The organism is Streptomyces luomodiensis (assembly GCF_031679605.1).
GTDB lineage: Bacteria > Actinomycetota > Actinomycetes > Streptomycetales > Streptomycetaceae > Streptomyces > Streptomyces luomodiensis.
Genome location: NZ_CP117522.1, coordinates 491,740 through 511,768 on the forward strand (window position 1 = coordinate 491,740; position 20,029 = coordinate 511,768).

A 20,029-nucleotide genomic window follows, 5' to 3' on the forward strand; every position below is an offset into this window, starting at 1 on the left:
GCGGCACACGGGCCGGTCCGGGGCAGGTCTTCGCATGGCGGTCAGACACCCCCCGGGTCCCGCTGGGTGCCGGATTCCCGCAGCGCCCGCAGGCCGTGCACGAGCAGGCGCAGGCCGAATTCGAAGTGGGCGGTGAAGTCGGTGCTGGTGAGGGTGGGCAGGGCCGCGACGAGGTGGTGGAACGTCCCGGACTCCACCGCCTGCCGCAGGGGTTCGGGGTCGGCGGTCCCCTCGTCGCCGGGCCGGAGGGCGGCCTGTTCCTCCAGGGTGTGGCCGACCGTGAAGTTGACGACCGCCATCAGCGCGCGAGCCGCGTCCTCGTCGGCGAAGCCCGCCTCGCGCAGCACGCCGGTCACGGTGTCGGAGAAGCGCAGGGTGTGCGCCCCCGTCGAGTGCGTACCGGCGTAGACGCGAGCGCCGTCGCGATGGGCGAGCAGGGCCGTGCGCATCGCTCGGGCCAGACCGGCCAGACGCTCCTCCCAGTCGCCGTCCGCGCGGGGTGCCGGGATGTCGGCCAGCATCCGTTCGGCCATCGCGGTCAGCAGGTCCCGCTTGGTGGCGAAGTGGCGGTAGAGCGCCCCGGCCCGCACGCCCAGGGAGTCGGCCAGGCGGCGCATGGTCAGGTCGTCCAGACCGAGGGAGTCCAGCAGTTCAAGGGCGGTGTCGACGGTGCCTGACCGGTCGAGCCGGGCGGGCCTGCCCCGGCCGGGGCTTGACGTGGAGCTCATGCGCCCCACTATAGTGAACAACGTTCTCGTGAACGTCGTTCACAAAATAATCTCACTCTGTAAGGACTCCCCCATGCATGCCGATGTGATCGTCGTCGGTGCCGGACCGGCCGGCCTGATGCTCTCCTGCGAGCTGGCGCTGGCCGGCGTCCGGACCCGGATCGTCGAGCGGCGCACCGAACCGCAGCGGGACTCCCGTGCGTTGACCCTGCATCCGCGCAGTGTGGAACTGATGGACCTGCGCGGCCTCGCCCCCCGTTTCCTCGCGCTCGGCCGGACGACGCCGGGCTGGCACTTCGCGAACCTGGAGACCCAGCTGGACTTCACGGCGCTCGACAGCCGGCACGGCTACACCCTGTTCCTCCCCCAGGCGCGCACCGAACAACTCCTCACGGAGCGGGCGTTGGAGCTGGGCGTGGAGATCAGCCGCGGCTACCAGAGCACCGGTGTCTCCCAGGACGCGGACGGCGTCGAGGTACAGGTCCGCGGGCCGAACGACGGCGTCGAGACGCTGCGCGCGCGGTACGTCGTCGGGTGCGACGGCAGCCGCAGCGGGGTGCGCGAGGCCGCCGGTATCGGCTTCCCGGGCACCGAGGAGACCATGACCGGGGTGCTCGGGGACTTCGCGGTGGTCGATGCCGAGCCGGCCGCGCTCGATGAGGCGCGGGCGCGCGGCGTGCTGGTCGCACCCCTGGAGGGTGGGCTGACCCGCTTGGTGTACCTGGATCCGGAGCGGATGCGCACACCGAGTCGGATGCCGGTGTCCTTGCCGGAATTCCGTACCTCGCTGATCCGGGTCTGCGGCTCCGACCTCGGGATCGCCGAGCCGCGGTGGCTGTCGCGCTTCGGCAACGCCACCCGCCTGGCGGACACCTACCGGCGCGGCCGTGTGCTGCTGGCGGGCGACGCCGCCCACATCCACTTCCCGGCAGGCGGCCAAGGGCTGAACACCGGTCTCCAGGACGCCATGAACCTGGGGTGGAAGCTGGCCGCCGAGATCAACGGCTGGGCACCGCCCGGCCTGCTGGACAGCTACGAGGCCGAGCGGCGCCCGGTCGGGCGGGCCGTCACCGAGGACACCGAGGTGCAGACCCTGCTCGCGGAGCTGACGCTCGTCCCGCAGTACCAGCGCCCCGCCGCCGCCCTGCGTGGCCTGCTGAACGAACTGCTGGGCATCCCGGAGGTCAACCGCCTGCTCGCCGGCCGGACTTCCGCGCTCGCCACCAACTACGTCGACGCCACCGTCCAGGGCGCCGATCCGTTGGTGGGCCGGCGGATGCCCGACATCGGACTCGTCAGCGCCGCATCGGCGGCCACACGGGTCTACGAGCTGCTCACCCAGGGCCACTTCGTCCTGCTCGACCTCACCGGGGACGCCGACGCGGAGCAGGCCGTCGACGCCGACTGGGGCTCGCGGGTCACCGCCGTCACCGTCACCCGGCACGACGGCCATCCCGAGCTGGACGGGGTCACCGAGGTGCTCGTCCGCCCCGACGGGCACATCGCCTGGGCCACGCGCGGCACGGAGCCGGTCGTCCGGCGCGCCGAGCGGGCCACGGCCCTCGCCGCCTGGGCCGGCACACCGCGCGGGGCGGTCGCCCGATGACCGTGACCCGTCTCAACCCCCCGGGCGTGCACAACCCGACCGACGCCATCGCCCAGGTGGTCACCGTCGAAGGCGTACGGCTGGTCCATCTGTCGGGGCAGGTCGCCTGGGACGCCGAGGGACAGCCGGTCGGGCTGGGCGACCACGCGGCCCAGGCGGCACAGATCGCCCGCAATCTCGACGCGGCGCTCGCCTCGGTCGGCGCCACCCGGGACGACATCGTCCAGGAGACCGTTTTCGTCGTCGGCTACACCCCCGAGCTGCTGCCCGCCATCTTCGCTCCGCTGCGGGCGGGCACGGTACGGGCACCGGCCAGCACGCTGGTGGGCGTGTCGGCGCTGTTCTCCCCCGACTTCCTGATCGAGGTCCAGGTGGTCGCCGCGGTCGGCCCGGACCCGGCAGCCCCGCCGCCCGCGGCGGGGCACGAAGGCCGCGTCTAGCCGCGTACGTTGCGGGCGAGCCAGGCGCTGAGCGTGTGGCGGGGGATCAGCTCTCGATAGGTCTCATCCCCCGGCACGGGGACGATCAGCCACTGGCCCGGCGGGAACAGCCTCCCCTTCACGAAGGCCAGACCGCCGTAGACGGAGCGCAGGAACGCCGGGACGCGGTCACGGGGAACGTCCTCGAAGTCCACCCCGTCGACGGTGATCCTCGCATCGTCCTCCGGGAAGATCCGGACGGTGACCGCAGGAGCGCCTCCCAGCTCGATGAACGCCTCGTGCGGCAGTGAGCCGTCCGGGTCGAGGACGGTGAACGCCCCGGCCGAGGTGCGACGGGACGTCTGGTCCGCGCCGATGTCGTCGGTGACGGTCAGCTCCCGGTGGTACTCCCGGGCGATCTCCCGAATCGCCGTGACGGCGGCCTCGGTGCTCGGCAGACGCGGATGCCTCCGGGGGTTCACCGGCGCTCCGCCGCTCCGCCGCTCTTCGCGCGGCGGCACACCTCGCCCGTTCCCACCCCGGACAGTACGGCGCGCGCGATGTCCTCCGAGAACTCAGGTCCGAGTTCGGAGTGGCCGAAGAGCGCCCGGAAGACGACGGGGGCGGCGAACAGGTCCAGGACGAGGTCGGTGTCGAGGCCGGGGCGGAGGTCGCCGCGTGCCACGCCCTTGCGCAGGGACACGGCACACGCTTCCCGGCGAGGTCCCCAGAACGCGGTGAGGAAACCTTCCCTGAGCGTGGGATCGTCGGCGAGGTCGGCGACGAGAGCCGGGAGCACATGGCCGAGTTCCGAATGCGCCATCGCGAGCCGGAGGGCTTCGAGATGGCCGACGATGTCGCAGTGCGTGCACCCGGTGTCCATCTCCACGACGCCGGCCCGGTTCTCTGCCATGGCCTCGACGACCAGGTGTTTCTGGCTCTTCCAGCGGCGGCGGATGGCGGGTTTGGTGGTGCCCGCGCGCTTGGCGATGGCTTCCATGGTCAGGGCCGGGTAACCGACTTCCCGCACGAGTTCGGTCACGGCGGCCAGCAGGGCCTGGTCGATCCGCTCGTCCCGTCGGCGTGCCATCCAACTCTCCTGGAACCGCGCAGAAACACAAAAAACGCTGCCGCCCGGCGGGCTACCGGGGAAGCAGAACGACCTTACCGAACGGTTTTCCGCTCTCCACCCACCGCAGTGCCGCATCGGCCTCGGTGAGCGGGAAACGGCGGTCGATCACGGCCGAGAGCCGGCCTTCCTCCAGCAGAGCGACGATCCTCTTCCAGGAGAGTGCGAGGTCCTCCGGGGCCACCGAATTCAGGCTGAACGCGAAGAGTGTCGGTGACCGGTGGAAATCGCGCAGCAGCGGCTCCAGGGACGCCACCTCGGGAGCGCCGCCGACGCCGCCGCAGAGGATGTAACGGCCGTTGGGCCGCAGGAGTGCCAGATGGTCGGCCAGGTCCGGGCCGGCGACCGTGTCCACGACGACGTCGTAGGTCTCACCGGCCGGCGCGGAGTCGTCGTCGGAACCGGCGGTGGCCGGCCGCGTCCGGTCGACGATGTGCGCGGCCCCCAGATCCCGCAGACGTGCGCCACGGGCCGGCGCCGAGGTGACGGCCGTGACCTCGGCCCCGCGCGCACGAGCGATCTGGGTGGCGAGCACGCCGATCCCGCCGCCGGCGCCACGGACCAGCACACGGTCTCCGGCCGTCGCTCCCACCCGGTGGAGGGCGATCTCGGCAACCATCGCGTTCACACCCGCCGCGACCGCGTCGACCGCGTCGATGCTCCCCGGAACCGTGAGCACCCGGTCGGCCTCGGTGACGACCTTCTCGGCGTAACCGCCGAAGGCGGGCAGGGCCAGCACCCGGCGCCCGACCAGCCCTTCGGGCACGTCCGGCCCGACCGCCGCCACACGGCCGACGACTTCCAGGCCCGGCACCGAGCCCACACCGGGGAAGTAGGCGTACTCCCCCCGCCGGGCCATGACGTCCACGTACCCGGCGCCGATCGCGTCGACGTCGACGAGCACCTGGCCACGGCCGGGAACCGGTTCCGGCGCGTCGACCACGGCGAGTTCCGCGGACGACCTGACAACAACGGCTTTCACTGCGACTCCTCACGCATCCATTCCGTTCCGGATCGGAACGTTATGCTGGTATCCACCGAGCGTCAAGGCCGTCGGCCGGCCGGTGGCCGCGCTGACGGTCGTCGACGGCGGCGGCTACGCCGAGGTGGTGCGCACGTCCGCGGACCTGGTCGCGAGACGGGGCGTGCCCTGTGCCGCGCGGTGCGGGCCGTGGCGCGGGGAACCCTGCGGGTGCGGGTCGAGGACGGACCTGCCGCTGGAGCGGGCCGCCGAGGCACACCGCCGCATCGAGTCGAGTCGAGTCGAGTCGGGTCGGGTCGGGTCGGACCATCGGCACGCTGGTACTCGGCGTCGCGACACGGTGAGCGCATGGCGGGTGACCCGCTCTTTCCGGGTGGATCAGGAGCCGGGCGGCCGCGCCTCATCTGCGGCCGCCCCCGCCGTCGTGCCCGCTGCCGCCCCCGCCGTTGTGCCCGTGCACCGGCCGGCGGGGCCCGCCTTGGGCAGCCGCATAAGGCCCGCTGGAGTCCGTGGCGGGAAAGCCGAGGCGAGGAAGTCGGCGGCGGCCGAGGGGCGCGGGCGTCCGGCTTCCGGCCTGTGTCGAGCCTGGGTAACCTCGCGAGAATGACCGGAGACTGGACCGCGGGAACGGCTCCGCCGCTGTACGGCCGGAGCAGCCAACGGCAAGCTGTGGCCGCACTGTTGGACCGGGTACGGGCGAGCGGGGCGGACCGGCCGCGGACCGGTCGGCCGGCCCCCGGGCGGGCGCCGGGAACGAACGGGCCGGACCGGCGGCGGGCGGACGTCCGCGTCCTGGTCGTGACCGGGGAGCGGGGCTGCGGCCGGACCGCCCTCCTCGAGCACGCGGCACTCCGCTTCGACGCGGGTCCTGTGCTCCGAGTGCCGGGCGGCGCACCGCGGCCCCACGGCCCGTACGGCATCCGGCAGGCCCTGTCCGAGGCGGCGGCGCGGGCCGGCTGCCCGTCCGCCGAGGGGCCGGACACCGCGACGGCGCCCGACGCGCTGCTCCACATCCTGCGGGCCGCGGCCCGGCGGGCGCCGGTTCTGGTGTGTGCCGACGACGCGCACCTGTGGGACCCGGCGTCCCGCGCGGCACTCGGCCAGGTGGCGCGGCATCTGCACACCGCGGGCCCGGTGGGGCTGATCCTGGCGGTGGCCGGACCGCGCTCGGTGGACCGCGACCTGACCGGGCTGCCGGTGGTGCACGTGGGCCCGCTGTCCCGGGCCCGGTCCGCCGCGCTGCTGTACGACCTCGTCGGCCCGTCGGTGGACCCGGCCGTCCGTGACGCGCTGCTGGAGGAGGCCGAGGGGAATCCGGCCCTGCTGACCGCCCTGGCCCGTCGTCTGTCCGCCGCCGAGCTGTGCGGGCGCCGCCCGCTGCCGCGGCCGTTGGCGGACGCGGATCTGCTGGCCTCGATGGTCGGGGGCATCCCGGGCGGGTCGGCTCCCGGTGCCGACGCCCTTCAGCTGACCGTGGCGGCGGCGCTGCGCGAGCCGGAGCAGCCCGACGCCGATGCCGATGTCGTGCTGCGGGCCGTGGCACGGCTGCGGGGCGGCGCGGACATCGGGCCCCCGCCCCAGACGCTGCTGTGGGCGGACGGCCGGGTCCGGTTCGCCGACACGCTGACCCGCAGGGCCGTGTACGCGGCGGCGGACCCGGAGCGGCGCCGCGCCGCCCACCGGGCCTTGGCCGCTGTGCTGGCGGGCGACGGCCGCCGGCTGCTCGGGCTGCTGCACCGCGCCTGGTCCGCGACCGGTCCCGCGCCCCGGACGGCGACCGCGTTGGCGGACGCCGCCGAGGCGGGGGTGTCCGGCCCGCATCGGCTGCGTTCGGCGGCGTACGCCAGGGCCGCCGAGCTGACGACGGACGAGCGGACCAGGGCGGAGAGATACACGGCCGCCGCCGAGCAGGCGTCCTGCGCGGGCCGTCCGCACCAGGCCCTGCGGCTGGTCGCGGCGGCCCGCGGCGGTGCGGCGCCGGCCGCGGTGCACGGCCGCGCGGAACTGGTCCGGGGGGCCACGCTGCTGCGCGACGGTCCCGTGGCCGATGCCCGCGAGTCCTTCCTGCTGGCCGCTTCCCTGCTCGACGCCGACCTGCCCGCCCTGGCCACGGCCGCCGTGCTGGCCGCCGCCGACGCCGCGTGGGCGGCCGGCGATGTGACGGGCTGCCGGCGCGTACTCGACTCGGCGGTCTCCGCGCGGGTGCGTGCGCCGGGGCGACGTGATCCGGACGACGGCCACCGGGCGGTGCCCCGCGACACAGCGGTGCCCCGCGCTACGGTGCCCCGCCCTACGGTGTTCTGTGATGCAGCGCGGGACGACCCGGCACCCGGCGCCGGGCCCCGCCCGAGAAGCGTGCGCGCGCCAGGAGGCCACGGGAGCCACATGGCGGAACCGACCGCACCTCACCGGGACCCGGTGCACGACTACCGTCTCGGCATGCGGGCCGCCCTCGACGGACACTTCGACCGCGCCGCGCCCTCGCTGACCCGCGTACTGGAGAGCGCCGCCGGACCGGCCCACGACCCCGTGAGCCCGCTGCGCGCGGCGGCGGCCGCCCTGCTGCTGGGCGAGGTGGACGAGGCCGGCCGGGCCGCCACCAGGGCGCTGGTGGCCGCGCGGGCCCGGGGCCACGCCGCGATGGTGCCGCAGGCGCTGGAGTACCTGGCCTACGCCGAGTTGCGGGCGGGGCGGCACGCACAGGCCCGCGCGCACGCCGAGGAGGGGCTCCGGGCGGCGGAGCGGACCGAACAGCGCAATGCGGCGGCCCACCATCACGCGGTGCTGGCCCTGGCCGCCTCCATCGAGGGGGAAGAGGCGGCCGTCTCGCACCATGTGCGGGCGGCGCTGGCCACGGCCCGGCGCCACGGGCTGGCGCAGGCGGCCACCCTCGCCCAGTGGGCGGCGGCCCGCGCCGACCTGGGACGCGGCCGTCCGCTGGAGGCCGCCGACCGGCTCGGGCCCCTGGTGCGGCCGGGGCCCCGGCGCGGGCACTTCGCGGTGTGGATGCTGGCCGTGCCCTGCTTCGTCGAGGCGGCGGCGCTCGCCGGGCGGCCGGAGCAGGCCAGGGCGGTGGTGGAGGACTTCGCCCGGTGGGCGGCGTGTGGCGCGGACCCGCAGGCCCCCGCCCAACTGCTGCGCTGCCGCGCGCTCCTGGCCCCCGTGGACCGTGCGGACAGCCTGTACCTGACCGCTCTGGCGCTGCACGACGAGGCGGGCGGCGAGTTCGAGGCGGGCCGCACCGAGCTGAGTTACGGCAAGTGGCTGCGCCGGCGCCGCAGGCCGCGCGAAGCGCGCACCAGGCTCGGGTCGGCGCTGGTGGCCTTCGAGCGCTGCGGTGCCCGTGCGTGGGCGGACCAGACGGAGGCGGAGTTGCGGGCGAACGGGGCGGCCGCGAAGGGAGTGACCGCGAGGGGGACGGCCGGCGCCGGAGCGGGCGCGTGCCCGGAGCTGGCGGGCCTGACGCCGCAACAGCTGCGCATCGTCCGGTACGTGGCCGAGGGTGCCACCAACCGCGAGGTCGCCCGGAGCATGTCCGTCAGCCCCCGCACCGTCGACTACCACCTGCGCAACGTCTTCGCCACGCTCGGGATCCGCTCCCGGGTGGAGCTCGCCCTCTTGGTCGAGCAGGCCGAGAAGACCGGTGCACCGCTCTAGGGACCGACCGGACGGTATGCCATGCTTCGGTGCGGGGCCAGTGGGGTGAGGCATCTGGACGGGGTCACCGCCGTGGTGCGGCTCGCCCCCGCCCGGCCTCAGGGAGCACCCGACGCGTATCCTCGCCGGGCCGCCGAACCGACCACGAGCCCCACAACACCTCTGGAGTAGCTTCCCGATGGCAGATCATCCGCCTGCCGAGCACCTGCGTCTGGACATCGCCGACCACGTCGCGACCCTGACCATCGACCGGCCCGCCAAGCGCAACGCCATGACCTTGGGCATGTGGTCGTCCTTCCCCCCGCTGCTGCGGAAGGCCGCCGATGACGAGCGCGTCAAGGTCCTGATCGTGCGCGGCACACCGCACTTCTCCGCCGGCGCCGACATCGGCGAGTTCGGCACCGTCCGCAGCGGGGCAGCGGGCGGACGCCACTACAACGAGGTGGTGGACGCGGCGGAGACCGCGCTCGCCTCGTTCCCCAAGCCCACCATCGCCGCCGTGAGCGGGTACTGCATCGGCGGCGGCTGCGAACTGGCCATCGCCTGCGACCTGCGGATCGCCGCCCGGGACGCCCGGCTGGCCATCACACCGGCCAAGGTGGGACTCGTCTACACCCACCAGTCCACCAAGGCGCTGGCCCAGCTGGTCGGACCGGCCTGGGCCAAGCAGATCCTGTTCACCGGCGAGCAGCTCGACGCGGCGCAGGCCCTGCGCATCGGCCTGGTCAACGAGGTCGTCGACGATCTCGACGCCCGGGTCGGCGAGCTCGCCCGCACGATCGCCGGCCGCGCCCAGCTCACCGTGCGCGCCGCCAAGACCATCCTGCGCCGCATCCAGGACGGCGCCGACACCGAGGACGAGGCCGTACGCGCCCTGTACGACGCCGGTTACGAGAGCGCCGACTACGCGGAGGGCGTCGCGGCCTTCGCCGCCAAGCGGCAGCCCCGGTTCTCCTGACCCTCCTGACCCTCCTGAGCCGGATCCCGCCGGTACCGGATCCCGCCGGGGCCGAAGGCCGCCAGTAACCCACTCCCGCCCAGCACGCACCCCTGGAGCAGCGATGAAGATCACCGGAGCAGTCCTGGAGGACATCGGGCGCCCCGCGCCCTACCAGCGCTCCCGTCCCCTGTCCATCAGCGAGCTGGACCTCGCCGCGCCCGGCCCGCAGGAAGTCCTCGTCCGTGTCGAGGCCGCCGGCCTGTGCCACTCCGACCTGTCGGTCGTCGACGGCAACCGGGTCCGCCCCACCCCCATGCTCCTGGGGCACGAGTCCGCGGGCATCGTCGAGGAGGTCGGCAGCGCCGTTACCGATCTCGCGCCGGGGCGGCGCGTCACCATGACGTTCCTGCCGCGGTGCGGTCACTGCGCGGCGTGCGCCACGGGCGGCCTCATCCCCTGCCAGCCGGGCTCCGTCGCCAACAACGCGGGCACGCTGCTCGCCGGTGAGGTACGGCTGCGCCGCGGCGACGAGAAGGTGCTGCATCACCTCGGTGTCTCCGGTTTCGCCACGCACACCGTCGTGGACCGCCGCTCGGTGGTCCCGGTCGACGCCGATATCCCCCCGGAGGTCGCCGCCGTCCTGGGGTGCGCGGTACTCACCGGCGGTGGCGCGGTGGTCAACGCGGGCAAGCCACGGCCCGGTGACACCGTGGTGATCGTCGGCTTGGGCGGAGTCGGCATGGCGGCCCTGCTCACGGCCCTGAGCGAGCCCGAGGTGACCGTGATCGCCGTCGACAGCCTCCGGGCCAAGCTGGACCGCGCGCTGGAGCTGGGCGCACAGGCCGCGCTCACCCCCGCCGAGGCGCTGGAATCCGGGGTGCGAGGCGCCGTCGTGATCGAGGCGGCGGGCAACGCGCGCGCCTTCGAATCCGCCGTGGAACTGACCGCTCCGGGCGGCCGCACCGTCACGGTGGGCCTGCCCTCCCCTGACGCCCGCTCCGCCATCTCCCCGCTCGGCCTCGTCGCCGAAGGCCGCTCCATCATCGGCAGCTACCTGGGATCCGCCGTTCCCGCCCGCGACATCCCCGTCTTCATCGAACGATGGCGCACCGGCCGCCTCCCGGTGGAGGAACTGATCTCCTCCCGCATCCGCCTCGAGGAGATCAACGAGGGCCTGGACGAGCTCGCGGCAGGGCGCGCGGTGCGCCAGGTGATCACCTTCGACGGCGGGGGAACCCGGTGAGCCGGCCTCCCGCGGACCGCGATCCGCTTCCCGGACACTTCGCCGCCACCCGTGTCTTCCCGACGCGATGGGCCGACAACGACATGTACGGCCACATGAACAACGCGGTCTACTACCAGCTGTTCGACACCATGATCAACGGATGGCTGGCCACACATGCCGCCGTCGATCCCATGGGGAGCACGGCGCTCAATCTCGTGGTCGAGTCCGGCTGCCGGTTCTTCTCCGAGGTCGGTTTCCCCGACGATGTCCTGGTCGGCCTGAACGTCGCCCGGCTGGGCAACAGCAGCGTCACCTACGCGCTCGGCCTCTTCTCACTCCCCCGCCGCCCCGGCACCGGCGCCGGTTCCGATACCGACGCCGACGCCGATGCCCCGACGCTCGCGGCACTGGGGAACTGGGTGCACGTCTACGTCGATGCCAAGACCCGCCGGCCGACGCCGATCCCGGCCTCGGTCAGGGCCGCACTCACCCCCCTGGTCAGGGAGCCGCGCCCCTGAGCGCCGGTCTCGGGGCAGCGTCCCGGCCCCCGCCGGAGGCGCCCGTGGCCCATCGGCGGTAGGCGGCGGCCCGGTCCCAGGCGTCCTCCCAGACACCGCTGGGCGCGCGGGAGACGCCGCATGCCGCCACGAAGTGGAGCAGCAGTGTCTTCGAGGGCATCCGCTCACCGCGGAGGACCGCCCCGACGGTGCTGTGCGGCAGGAGGGTCACTCCGTACGAGGTGGCCCGGTCCTCCAGCTCCCGCAGGGAAGGGCCGCCGGCCTCGAGCCGCATGGCCCGCATCGCCTGGAGCAGCTGGGCCGGGGTGTGGATGAACTCCGGCCCGAGGACCGGCTCGCGGCCACTGCTGGGCGCGGCGGAGTGGACGGAGTGGTGCTGCTCGGCGGCAGCGGTCCACATCCGTCGGGCCTGTGCCAGATCGCCGCCGCAGGCGGTGACGAAGGCCGCGACGACGGGCCAGCGCGGCACCGTGGTGCCGCGGGCAGCCCGCCAGAGCGTGGCCGGCGCGAAGCCGGCCGAGGGTGTTTCACGCGCCATCCGCTGGTAGGTCAGTCCCGCCTGCCGGCGCAGTGACCGCAGCCACTGCGCCAGCTCGACGGCGGGATCGGCCTCCGCGTGGGCGCCTGGGGTGCGCCCCATCCCGGTGCTCCTCTACCGCATCCGGGAACGGGGGGCGACGGCCGCGATCGTACGGCGCAGGAGCTCCACCCCGAGGAGACCGCCGGCGGTGAGGGTGGTGAGGACCGTCTCCAGTGTCATCCCGCAGGACACCAGGGCGCCGGTGAGGAGCACGACCACGATCACGACGGTCACGGCAGGGGCCGGCAGCGCTATGCCGCCGGCCCGGCCGGGACCCTCCACACACGGCGTGTGCGCGGCAACCACGTTGTTCAATTCTTCTCCCTCGGCTCGTTGCCACTCGACTCGGTCCCGGTACGCGATTCACCGCGTTGCAGCGCGGCGAACGCAGGACCTCAGCGAAATGGTCGACTGTCCGGGGACGGGGCAGCAAGGCGTCAACGGCCCGTCATTTCACCTTGTCCCACCGCACGTTGAAACGAGACCAGCCGAACGATCCAGGTCGCCGGGGGCCGGTGGGCGTCGGCGCGGAGCTCGGCCTCCGGGTCTGTCCGAGGTAGCGGCCGCGATCGACGTTGCGCGACGCCACCCTCACCTGCTTACTTGTACTCGTTACCGAATGCGCGCCGATGCGAAGGGGAGGTGGAGATGACCCTGGCGCTCTACGGGGGAAGGCCAGCATGCCTATGCTCGCACCACCCCGCTCTTGTGTGCCTATGAGGTCCCGTCCACGCATACGCGTGTGACGCCCGAGGGCCCGCACCTCTCACACCAGGCTTCCCCGGCCGTTGCCACTCGACGCAACAGGGGAATTCGGTCGTCGGCTGTTGCAGCGGCGGCGACCTTCGGTGTGGCCGTCCGCTGATCGCGGGCGGCCACACCACAGCTCACCGAGCCGTATGTACTCAGACCCGTTCCGGGAAGATTGTTAGACAATCGGTGGGAGGGTGTGCCCACAAGGACAGATGTCCTCACAAGGGAATCGACATACCCAACGGCCTGTTAAACAATCCAGACGTCCATTAGTGTGTCAGCCGGTTGACGAGACCGGACCGGGCAACTCAGCCTGACAGCGGAAGCGCGGGGCGGAGCACCGTCCTCACGACGACACAGGGACGATCACAGGTGGACGACAACGGCATCACGGGTGCGGCCAAGGGCTCCGCCACGCGCGCGGACCAGGCGTACGACACCTTGCGTTCGCTCCTGCTCTCCGGCCACTTCCCGCCGAACACCCGGCTCACCGAGGCCGACCTGACCCAGCTGCTCAACGTCTCGCGCGGCACGATCCGTTCGGTCCTGGCCCGGCTGGTGCAGGAGGGCTACGTCACCAGCGAGGTCAACCGCGGGGTGCGGACACGGGCGTTCTCCGTCGAGGAGGCCGCCGACATCCTGGAGACACGGGAGGTCCTGGAGTCCGCCCTCGCGGGCAAGGCCGCCGAGCGGGCGACGGAGGAGGAGATGAACGGCCTGCGCGGCACGCTGGACGGTATGCGGCAGGCCCAGGACCGCGGCGACCAGGCGGCGTACTCGCGCGGCAACCGCGCCTTCCACCAGAGCATCAAGGAAGCCGCTCATCAGGAGACACTGGCGCGGGCCCTGGACGCGCTGCTGTACCCGCTGGTGATGCGGCAGTACCGCAACCTCTCGGCGCACCATCCGCGCAAGGGGTCGCTCGAAGAGCACGAGGCCATCCTCGCCGCGATCGTCACCCGCAACCCGGAGGCGGCGAGCGCGGCGATGCGCCACCACGTCGCATCGGCCCGGCGGGCGCTGTTGCTGGAGTACGCGGGGCGGGACGCCGCCGCCACGTAGTCCCGGACGTGGTGGCCGCCGTCCGGCCGGCGGGCGGCGGCCACCTGCCGGGAGGCCGGCTCAGGCACCCTGGCTCCTCGGCCGCCGATCGCCCAGGCCCAGGCGCTTGAGGGCGTACGTGTCCAGGGCCGTCAGCACCCCGTTGAGGGCGAGTGTCATCGCCACCAGGACGATCAGGCCCGCGAACTCGGTGGGGGCGTCGAGATTGGTGGCCGCGGTGAACAGTTGGTGGCCGACCCCCTCGGTCGAGGCGATGAACTCCCCGCCGATGACCCCGAGGATGGCCAGCGGTCCGCCCGTCTTGAGGGCCGCGAAGAACGGTGCGGCCAGCGTGGGGATCGTCACGTAGCTGAGCACGTGGTGCCGGCGCCCGCCCATCACCTGGACGATCTCCACGAGTTCGCGTTCCCTCAGCCGCAGGCCCAGGTAGATGTTGTAGAAGACCACGAAGGCCACACCCATCGCCGCGATCGTGATCTTCGACAAGGGACCGATGCCGAAGAACAGCAGGAAGAGCGGGGCGAGCGCGATCTTGGGGATGCCGTTCAGGGCCGCGATCAGCGGCTCGAACACCCGGCCCATGAGCGGGACCGAGCCGAGCACCAGGCCCATCACCGTGCCGATCGCCACGCCGATGCCGAACCCGGCCACCACCTCGAAAGTCGTCGTCTTGATGTCGGTCCACCCGGCCGACGAGCCGAGCAGCTTCCACAGGGCGTGTGACACATCGGTCGGCTTGCTGACGGCGTATTCGGGCAGGACGGAACCGCTCATCACCTGCCAGAGGCCCAGGACGAGGGCGATCACCGCGATGCGCAGCACCACCACCAGGGCCGTGCTCCGCCACGCATCGCTTCCGACGCCTCTCTTCCTGGTCGCCACCTTGACCTCGGTCTTGCTCTCCACACTGCTGGTCGCAGTCACCATCGTCTGCTCCTTCCAGTCCTCATCGGGTGCGGCGGGCCCGGCCGTCTCACGGCAGGTAGGTATTGGTCCAGTCGTCAGAAGTGATCTTCGGGTCCTTGGCGAGGGTGTCCAGGCTGCGCACGAAGCCCAGGGTGGACGTCCAGCCGGCGGCCGTCATCGAGACCTTCCTGGGCCACTCGACCTGCCGGAGGCTGCTCCGCAGCGCCTCGGCGGGCACGCCGGGCAGCGCCTTTTGGGCCACGCTCACCAGCGCCTTGTCCTTGCCGGCTTGCACATGTGTGCTCATGTAGTCCGTCGCCCGCTGGACGGCCGTGACGAACTTCGTCACGATCTCGGGGTGATCGGTGGCGTAGCTCTTCTCCGCCACCACGAACTGCCCGTAGCCGGCCTGTTCGGCGGACCACTCGGGCACCTTGTCCGGATCGGCGACCACGACGCCGTCCCCGTCGCTCTGGACCTGTAGCGGAATGGGCTCGTTGGTGATGAACCAGTCGATCTGGCCGCTGTTCAGGGCGGCCTTGTCCGCCGCCGGACTCGGCAGCGTCGCCCACTTCACCTCGCCCGGGTCGACGCCGTGGGCCTTGAGGAAGATCCCCGCCTCGGCCTTGGTATTGGCGGAGCTGATGCCACCGGTCGAGTCCGCCAGCGCCTTGGCCACCTGGGCGGCGGGGGTCCTCGCGGTCAGCCCGTGCCGCTGGGCGAACTTCCTTCCGACGACGATGCCGAGCGGGTTGCCGCCGCCGTCGGCGGCCACCGCGATCTCCGGGATTCCCTTGGAGACAGCGGACAGGAACCCCGTCGGACTGTCGTGGAGGAACTGCACCGAATCCGCGTGCAGCGCCGCGGGCCCCGTCGAGGCGGTCAGCGTCACCAGCTTGACCTTCAGGCCCTGCGCGCGGAAGTAGCCGTTCGCCTCGGCCACCTGAAGCGGCATGTCGTAGATATTGCCCCCGGCCCCCACGGTGAGGCTGGTGAGTCCGTCCGAGGAGTCGCTGCCGCAGGCGGTGAGGAGCGCCGAACCGAACACCGCGGCCGAGGCCAGGGCGCACAGCCGCCGGCCCCTGCCGGGCCGTGGCCGGGCGCCCCTTCGGGCGGTACCGGCCGCCGGGTTGTCGTGTGTCATGAACAGTCTCCTGTCACCAGGCCCGCTGGGTACGGAAAAAGCGCTGCCAGAAGTCGAGTCGGGGCGGGTCCGCCAGCGGGATCGGCGCGAAGCCGCCCCCGACCTCCATGACCGCGGGCGCCTCCGGTGTCCACGCCGGCCAGTGCGGCAGGCCAGGGCCGTTGGGGTCGCCGGTGGCCACGAAGTTGGCCCAGTAGCCGCTCATGGTCCGTGCGATGTCGCGGTCCTCGTCGGTCCACTCGGCACGGTCCGGGTGGAGGTTGCCGAACACGAAGTCGATCTCGGAGCCGTGCGCGGCGCGGCGGGTGCCCTGCCCCGTCGCCGGGGAGGCATGGGTCCAGAAGTACGTGTACACGGGCCGACTGGCGTGTGCGGCCCAGTCCTTCGCCCACAGCCAGGTGGAGATCCTGGCGTTGTCGCGCACCGCCTCGCAGTGGGCGCGCGCCGCCTCGTCGTCGGTGTCCGCCGGGTAGAGCCGCAGGAATTCCCCGGCCATCGCCCCGAACTTCCGACGTGCCGCCGCGACGTAGTCCTCCCGGGTCACATGGACCGGAGGCGCGCCCGCCCGCCGGTCCTTGCGCCCCGCCGCCCGGTGGGCCGCGAAGGTGCTCTCCGGAACCGCCCCGCCCTCGTCGAGGTTGTTCCCGGCCAAGTACCAGACGTCGTTCTGCAGCCCCTTGCCGTACGTCTCCGCATAGCCGTGGGGGATCACCCGGCCGTCGACGACCGGGCGGAACATCGGCGGTTTCGCCGAACTCCCCGTCTCGACGGCGGTGTCGACGGCCGAGACGTTGCCTTCGATCAGCTTCTGCCACGGCAGCGACCGCAGCCGCTGGAGGGTCCGCGCCCCGCGCTCCGCCGCGAACCGGGCGCCGGCGCTTTCGGCATCGGCCAGGGTCCGGTAGGACGTCGCCAGGTAGCGCAGTTCGGGGTCGCGGGAGTGGCGGGCGTGGCTCTGCGCGACCGCCCGCTGGAAGAGCCCCTTGGCCAGCGGTGACATGGCCAGGAAGTTCACCGATCCGGCGCCGGCCGACTGCCCGGCCACCGTGACCCGGTCCGGGTCGCCGCCGAAGTGGGCGATGTTGCGCCGGACCCATCGGAGCGCCGCGATCTGGTCGAGCAGTCCGTAGTTGCCGGAGACGTGGTGGCCGGATTCCTCGCTGAGCTCGGGGGTGGCCAGGAACCCGAAGGCGCCCAGGCGGTAGTTGAAGGTCACCACCACCACGCCCTGGCCGGCCAGGTGCTCGCCGTCGTAGCGGGGGTCGGCACCCGTGCCGATGCGGAAGCCGCCGCCGTAGATCCAGACGAGCACCGGACGCGGCCGCTCATCCGCCGGGCCCGCCCCGGTCCAGACGTTGAGGTACAGGCAGTCCTCACTCATCGGCAGGTCGAGGCCGGCCAGCTCGGGGCCCGGCGCCTGCGGGCATATCGGGCCGAAGCCGTTGGCCTTGCGCACCCCGGTCCAGGGCACCGGGGGCTGGGGCGGTCTCCAGCGGAGATCCGCGACCGGCGGGGCGGCGTAGGGGATACCGCGGAAGACGGTGATCGACCGGTCCCGTCCCGGTATGCCCTCCACCAGGCCCGCTTCGGTCTTCGCTGGCTGGTGCATGGTTCTCTTTTCGGTCGGCGGCGGGCCTTCGTCACCGGGACGAGGCGTCGGCCGCGGAGGGGGCGCCCTCCCGTCGCGCCTGGAGGAGCAGTGCCTGCCGGGCGGCGGCGACGTGGTGGCGCATGGCGGCGATAGCCGCCTGGGGATTGCGGGTGACGATGGCCAGGAAGACGGCCTGGTGCTCCGCCAGCGATCCGGTGCGCGGATGCGGTGCGGAAAGGTCGCGGTACTGGCGCATCACCAGGGGGTACAGCAGGGTGTCGTACGCTCGGGCCAGGGTGTGCTGGTGGGCGGCCTCCTTCACCTGCTGGTGGAAGCGCCGGTTGCCCCGGGAGTAGCCCGCCTCGTCCTCCCGGGACGCGCAGTCCTCCATCGTCTCCAGCGTGCCGCGCAGCGCTTGGACGTCTTCGTCGGTGGCCCGCTCCGCGGCCTTGCCCGCCAGGGCGGATTCCAGTGTTTCGCGCGCCTCCAGGATGTCCGCGGCCTCCTCGACCGAGAAGCTCCGCGTGCGCACCCCGCGGTTGACCTCACTGGTGACGTAGCCCTCCTGGGTCAGCTGGACCAGGACCGCCCGCATGGTGCTGCGCGAGACGTCGAACATCCGGGTCAGGTCGGCCTCGGTGAGCCGGGTGCCCGGCTCGATGCTTCCCGACAGCAGCAGTGAGCGCAGCCCTTCGCATGTCTGGCTCTGCCGGGTCGGTGAGGGGCCCGCGTCCGCGTCGTCGAAGCCGTGGGAATCCACTGTGATCACCCTGTAGGTCTGCTCGAAGAGGACAACTGTTCGGGGAAGTATCACCGACGCGCGGTCGGCCTCCGGCGAGCGCGGAACGGCCGCGGGCGGGCGGTCAGGCGCGGGCGCCGGCCAGTCCCGGGTACAGGCGCCGGGCCGTACCCGCGAAGATCTCCTGCCGGTCGTGCTCCGACAGCACCACCAGGACCGCCTGGGCGAGGGCGAGGAGTTCCGGCAGGGACTGCTCGGCCGCCGGGCAGTTCGAGCCCCAGGCGATCCGCTCGGCGCCGAACGCCTCGACGACCGGTCCGAGGAAGTCACCCGCCCGCTCGCCGGCATCGCGCAGCCGTTCCAGGTTGCGGTGGGTGAGCTTGAGGTGCAGGCCCGGATGCACGGCGAGCTCCGCGACCTCGGCTCCGGCGCGGGCGGGCGAGGCGGCGATGTCGGGGTAGCCGATGTGGTCGAGCAGCACCCGCACGCCGGGGAACCGCTCCAGGAGTTCCACCAGGTGCTTGGTGGCCGGCCCGAGGCGCATCTGGAGGCACACGGGTACGCCCAGGTCCCCGGCCCGCTCCCAGAACGCGTACGTCTCCGGTGCGGCGAACCACTCGCCCTGGGTGGGCACGGTGCTGCCGCTGGTGAACAGCCGCACCCCGGCCAGACCGCCCTCGCCGAACGCGGCCTCGAGCGAGTCGGCGGCGTCCGGGCGCAGCGGGTCGACGGTGCCGACGGCCACGAAGCGCCCCGGCCGGCGGCGGCTGCTGTCGAGGACGTACGCGTTGTCGTAGCCGTAGTGCGTGGTGGCCTGGACCAGGACGGCCTGGTCGATGCCCGTCGCGTCCATGCGGTCGACCATGCCCTCGGCGGTCACCGGCCGGGCGGCGGCCCATTCCGACTGCTTGCCGCCGATCGGCGCCTTGGGGTAACGGGTCAGGTCATCGGAGATGATGTGGCAGTGTGCGTCGACGACGTCCACGATGGGTGCTCCCTTGTGTTCGGTGTCTTCTGTACGAGCCGGCTCAGGCGTCCGGGTAGTCGCCCGCGGCGAACAGCGATCGCGGGTCGGCGGGGAAGTCCGCGTCGAGCAGACCCTGGTCCGTGGCGAACCGCACCATCGCGTGCAGGCTGGGCTCGTTGGCCGTGATGCCGTAGGGGACGGGGTCGCCGCCGATCTGCTTCCCCTGACGGGCCAGCCGGGGCACCGCCGACCACTCGGGCCGGGCGGCGAGGTGCCGGCGCTTGCTCTCCGCGAACGCCGCGTACAGCTTGCCCGGCAGACCGGGGTCGCGCTCGACGAGCTCGGAGCGCACCGAGATCAGCGAGTGCAGCGGGTAGACGCCGGTCCGCAGGTAGTGGTCCACGGCGAGCGTCCCGGCCTCGGGGAAGAGCGGGTACGGCCCGTCTTCGCCACCGGGCTCCGGTTCGGCCGCCGCCGTCCACCCGGCCCGGGGCGCGCCCGCCCGCCCGGTCCCGGCGTTGCCGGTCAGCGCGGCGTCGATCTCACCGTTGCGCAGCAGCTCGCCCAGCGAGCGGCCGTCGGTGACCCGTTCGACGTTGGGCGGGACCCGGCCCTCGATGTGGTCGTCGTCGTCGACCACCCAGGTGATCGTGTCAAGGTCCACGCCGTACTCGTCGCGCAGGACGCCCCGCACCCATACGCCCGTGCTCACCGAGTAGGCGCGTACGCCGATCCGGCGTCCCTCCAGGTCCCGCGGCACACGGATACCGGAGTGCGCGGCGCACTGCACGTCGCCGTGGTGGAAGCGCCGGTTGAGGAACACCGGGATCGCGGTCAGCGGTATCCCTTCCTGGCGTGCCATCAGATACGACACCGGCGCCAGTTCGCACACGTCGAACTCCAGGTCCCGGATCATCCGCCGGTAGGCGCCGATGACCGGCGTGACCTCCACCGGCTCGACCAGGTAGCCGTCGATCCCGACGTCACCGTCCAGCAGCGGCCGCGCGTGCGGGTAATCCCCGAAGACCACCGTGAGCTTGTCCATACCCTGTTTTCCTTCTTTCCGTAGGTGATCCGGCCGCC

General features: G+C 72.9%; 19 protein-coding genes. 7 read left to right on the forward strand and 12 right to left on the reverse strand.

Annotated elements, in window-relative coordinates; genetic code table 11:
* Positions 1 to 41 precede the first annotated feature (41 nt).
* Positions 42 to 728 (reverse strand): TetR/AcrR family transcriptional regulator, encoded by a 687-nt coding sequence (locus tag PS467_RS02120; RefSeq protein ID WP_311033692.1) that lies wholly within the window; start codon positions 726 to 728, stop codon positions 42 to 44.
* A gap of 73 nt (positions 729 to 801) precedes the next feature.
* On the opposite strand from PS467_RS02120, the gene PS467_RS02125 reads away from it, so the two are divergent.
* Positions 802 to 2,334, forward strand: coding sequence for a monooxygenase (locus PS467_RS02125; protein ID WP_311033693.1), 1,533 nt, complete (start codon positions 802 to 804; stop codon positions 2,332 to 2,334).
* Positions 2,331 to 2,774 carry a RidA family protein gene (locus PS467_RS02130; RefSeq protein WP_311033694.1) on the forward strand — a complete coding sequence of 148 codons (444 nt, stop codon included), beginning with the start codon at positions 2,331 to 2,333 and terminating at the stop codon, positions 2,772 to 2,774. The genes PS467_RS02125 and PS467_RS02130 overlap by 4 nt, the downstream gene beginning before the upstream one ends.
* Here PS467_RS02130 and PS467_RS02135 read toward each other — a convergent pair.
* From PS467_RS02135 to PS467_RS02145, 3 genes are read right to left on the reverse strand one after another with little or no spacing between them, the layout of a single operon-like run.
* Positions 2,771 to 3,235 (reverse strand): hypothetical protein, encoded by a 465-nt coding sequence (locus PS467_RS02135; protein WP_311033695.1) that lies wholly within the window; start codon positions 3,233 to 3,235, stop codon positions 2,771 to 2,773. The two genes, PS467_RS02130 and PS467_RS02135, sit on opposite strands and share 4 nt — an antisense overlap.
* Positions 3,232 to 3,843 (reverse strand): TetR/AcrR family transcriptional regulator, encoded by a 612-nt coding sequence (locus PS467_RS02140; protein WP_311033696.1) that lies wholly within the window; start codon positions 3,841 to 3,843, stop codon positions 3,232 to 3,234. Before PS467_RS02140 ends, PS467_RS02135 begins: the two co-directional genes overlap by 4 nt.
* Positions 3,844 to 3,895: 52 nt before the next feature.
* Positions 3,896 to 4,864, reverse strand: a complete 969-nt coding sequence (locus tag PS467_RS02145) for a quinone oxidoreductase family protein (protein WP_311033697.1) — start codon at positions 4,862 to 4,864, stop codon at positions 3,896 to 3,898.
* A gap of 603 nt (positions 4,865 to 5,467) precedes the next feature.
* Here PS467_RS02145 and PS467_RS02150 point away from each other — a divergent pair.
* The 4 genes from PS467_RS02150 to PS467_RS02165 all read left to right on the forward strand — a co-directional run bounded on the left by PS467_RS02150 (position 5,468) and on the right by PS467_RS02165 (position 11,204).
* Complete coding sequence (locus PS467_RS02150) at positions 5,468 to 8,521, forward strand: helix-turn-helix transcriptional regulator (RefSeq protein WP_311033698.1); 3,054 nt, start codon at positions 5,468 to 5,470, stop codon at positions 8,519 to 8,521.
* A 178-nt stretch (positions 8,522 to 8,699) separates the two neighbouring features.
* The gene (locus PS467_RS02155) at positions 8,700 to 9,479 is read left to right on the forward strand and encodes an enoyl-CoA hydratase-related protein (RefSeq protein WP_311033699.1); all 780 of its coding nucleotides are present in this window, start codon (positions 8,700 to 8,702) and stop codon (positions 9,477 to 9,479) included.
* A 103-nt stretch (positions 9,480 to 9,582) separates the two neighbouring features.
* Positions 9,583 to 10,704: an alcohol dehydrogenase catalytic domain-containing protein gene (locus tag PS467_RS02160; protein ID WP_311033700.1), complete on the forward strand. Its 1,122-nt coding sequence runs from the start codon at positions 9,583 to 9,585 to the stop codon at positions 10,702 to 10,704.
* Positions 10,701 to 11,204, forward strand: a complete 504-nt coding sequence (locus PS467_RS02165) for an acyl-CoA thioesterase (RefSeq protein WP_311033701.1) — start codon at positions 10,701 to 10,703, stop codon at positions 11,202 to 11,204. Before PS467_RS02160 ends, PS467_RS02165 begins: the two co-directional genes overlap by 4 nt.
* On the opposite strand, the gene PS467_RS02170 is transcribed toward PS467_RS02165, so the two are convergent.
* Entirely contained in the window at positions 11,185 to 11,844 is a 660-nt protein-coding gene (locus PS467_RS02170; protein ID WP_311033702.1) for a helix-turn-helix domain-containing protein, read from the reverse strand. The two genes, PS467_RS02165 and PS467_RS02170, sit on opposite strands and share 20 nt — an antisense overlap.
* Before the next feature lie 12 nt (positions 11,845 to 11,856).
* Entirely contained in the window at positions 11,857 to 12,099 is a 243-nt protein-coding gene (locus PS467_RS02175) for a hypothetical protein (protein ID WP_311033703.1), read from the reverse strand.
* 810 nt (positions 12,100 to 12,909) lie between these two features.
* Here PS467_RS02175 and PS467_RS02180 point away from each other — a divergent pair.
* The gene (locus PS467_RS02180) at positions 12,910 to 13,599 is read left to right on the forward strand and encodes a GntR family transcriptional regulator (protein WP_268969698.1); all 690 of its coding nucleotides are present in this window, start codon (positions 12,910 to 12,912) and stop codon (positions 13,597 to 13,599) included.
* Between the two features lie 60 nt (positions 13,600 to 13,659).
* Here the strand turns inward: PS467_RS02180 and PS467_RS02185 are convergent, their stop codons facing one another.
* The 6 genes from PS467_RS02185 to PS467_RS02210 form a co-directional block, all read right to left on the reverse strand.
* Positions 13,660 to 14,526, reverse strand: coding sequence for an ABC transporter permease (locus PS467_RS02185; RefSeq protein ID WP_311033704.1), 867 nt, complete (start codon positions 14,524 to 14,526; stop codon positions 13,660 to 13,662).
* A gap of 46 nt (positions 14,527 to 14,572) precedes the next feature.
* Positions 14,573 to 15,649: an ABC transporter substrate-binding protein gene (locus PS467_RS02190; protein WP_311033705.1), complete on the reverse strand. Its 1,077-nt coding sequence runs from the start codon at positions 15,647 to 15,649 to the stop codon at positions 14,573 to 14,575.
* 13 nt (positions 15,650 to 15,662) lie between these two features.
* Positions 15,663 to 17,258, reverse strand: a complete 1,596-nt coding sequence (locus PS467_RS02195; RefSeq protein ID WP_311033706.1) for a carboxylesterase/lipase family protein — start codon at positions 17,256 to 17,258, stop codon at positions 15,663 to 15,665.
* A 31-nt stretch (positions 17,259 to 17,289) separates the two neighbouring features.
* Positions 17,290 to 18,009 carry a GntR family transcriptional regulator gene (locus tag PS467_RS02200; protein ID WP_311033707.1) on the reverse strand — a complete coding sequence of 240 codons (720 nt, stop codon included), beginning with the start codon at positions 18,007 to 18,009 and terminating at the stop codon, positions 17,290 to 17,292.
* A 94-nt stretch (positions 18,010 to 18,103) separates the two neighbouring features.
* Positions 18,104 to 18,964: an amidohydrolase family protein gene (locus PS467_RS02205; RefSeq protein ID WP_311033708.1), complete on the reverse strand. Its 861-nt coding sequence runs from the start codon at positions 18,962 to 18,964 to the stop codon at positions 18,104 to 18,106.
* Positions 18,965 to 19,007: 43 nt separating this feature from the next.
* Positions 19,008 to 19,991: an ABC transporter substrate-binding protein gene (locus PS467_RS02210; RefSeq protein ID WP_311033709.1), complete on the reverse strand. Its 984-nt coding sequence runs from the start codon at positions 19,989 to 19,991 to the stop codon at positions 19,008 to 19,010.
* Between the last annotated feature and the right edge of the window lie 38 nt (positions 19,992 to 20,029).

Bases quoted from the DNA above. Each gene is read 5' to 3' on its own strand.
- PS467_RS02195 (WP_311033706.1), bottom strand. From the start codon at position 17,258: ATGCACCAGCCAGCGAAGACCGAAGCGGGCCTGGTGGAGGGCATACCG.
- PS467_RS02150 (WP_311033698.1), top strand. From the start codon at position 5,468: ATGACCGGAGACTGGACCGCGGGAACGGCTCCGCCGCTGTACGGCCGG.
- PS467_RS02190 (WP_311033705.1), bottom strand. From the start codon at position 15,649: ATGACACACGACAACCCGGCGGCCGGTACCGCCCGAAGGGGCGCCCGG.
- PS467_RS02160 (WP_311033700.1), top strand. From the start codon at position 9,583: ATGAAGATCACCGGAGCAGTCCTGGAGGACATCGGGCGCCCCGCGCCC.
- PS467_RS02185 (WP_311033704.1), bottom strand. From the start codon at position 14,526: ATGGTGACTGCGACCAGCAGTGTGGAGAGCAAGACCGAGGTCAAGGTG.
- PS467_RS02170 (WP_311033702.1), bottom strand. From the start codon at position 11,844: ATGGGGCGCACCCCAGGCGCCCACGCGGAGGCCGATCCCGCCGTCGAG.
- PS467_RS02130 (WP_311033694.1), top strand. From the start codon at position 2,331: ATGACCGTGACCCGTCTCAACCCCCCGGGCGTGCACAACCCGACCGAC.
- PS467_RS02140 (WP_311033696.1), bottom strand. From the start codon at position 3,843: ATGGCACGCCGACGGGACGAGCGGATCGACCAGGCCCTGCTGGCCGCC.
- PS467_RS02125 (WP_311033693.1), top strand. From the start codon at position 802: ATGCATGCCGATGTGATCGTCGTCGGTGCCGGACCGGCCGGCCTGATG.
- PS467_RS02155 (WP_311033699.1), top strand. From the start codon at position 8,700: ATGGCAGATCATCCGCCTGCCGAGCACCTGCGTCTGGACATCGCCGAC.
- PS467_RS02210 (WP_311033709.1), bottom strand. From the start codon at position 19,991: ATGGACAAGCTCACGGTGGTCTTCGGGGATTACCCGCACGCGCGGCCG.
- PS467_RS02120 (WP_311033692.1), bottom strand. From the start codon at position 728: ATGAGCTCCACGTCAAGCCCCGGCCGGGGCAGGCCCGCCCGGCTCGAC.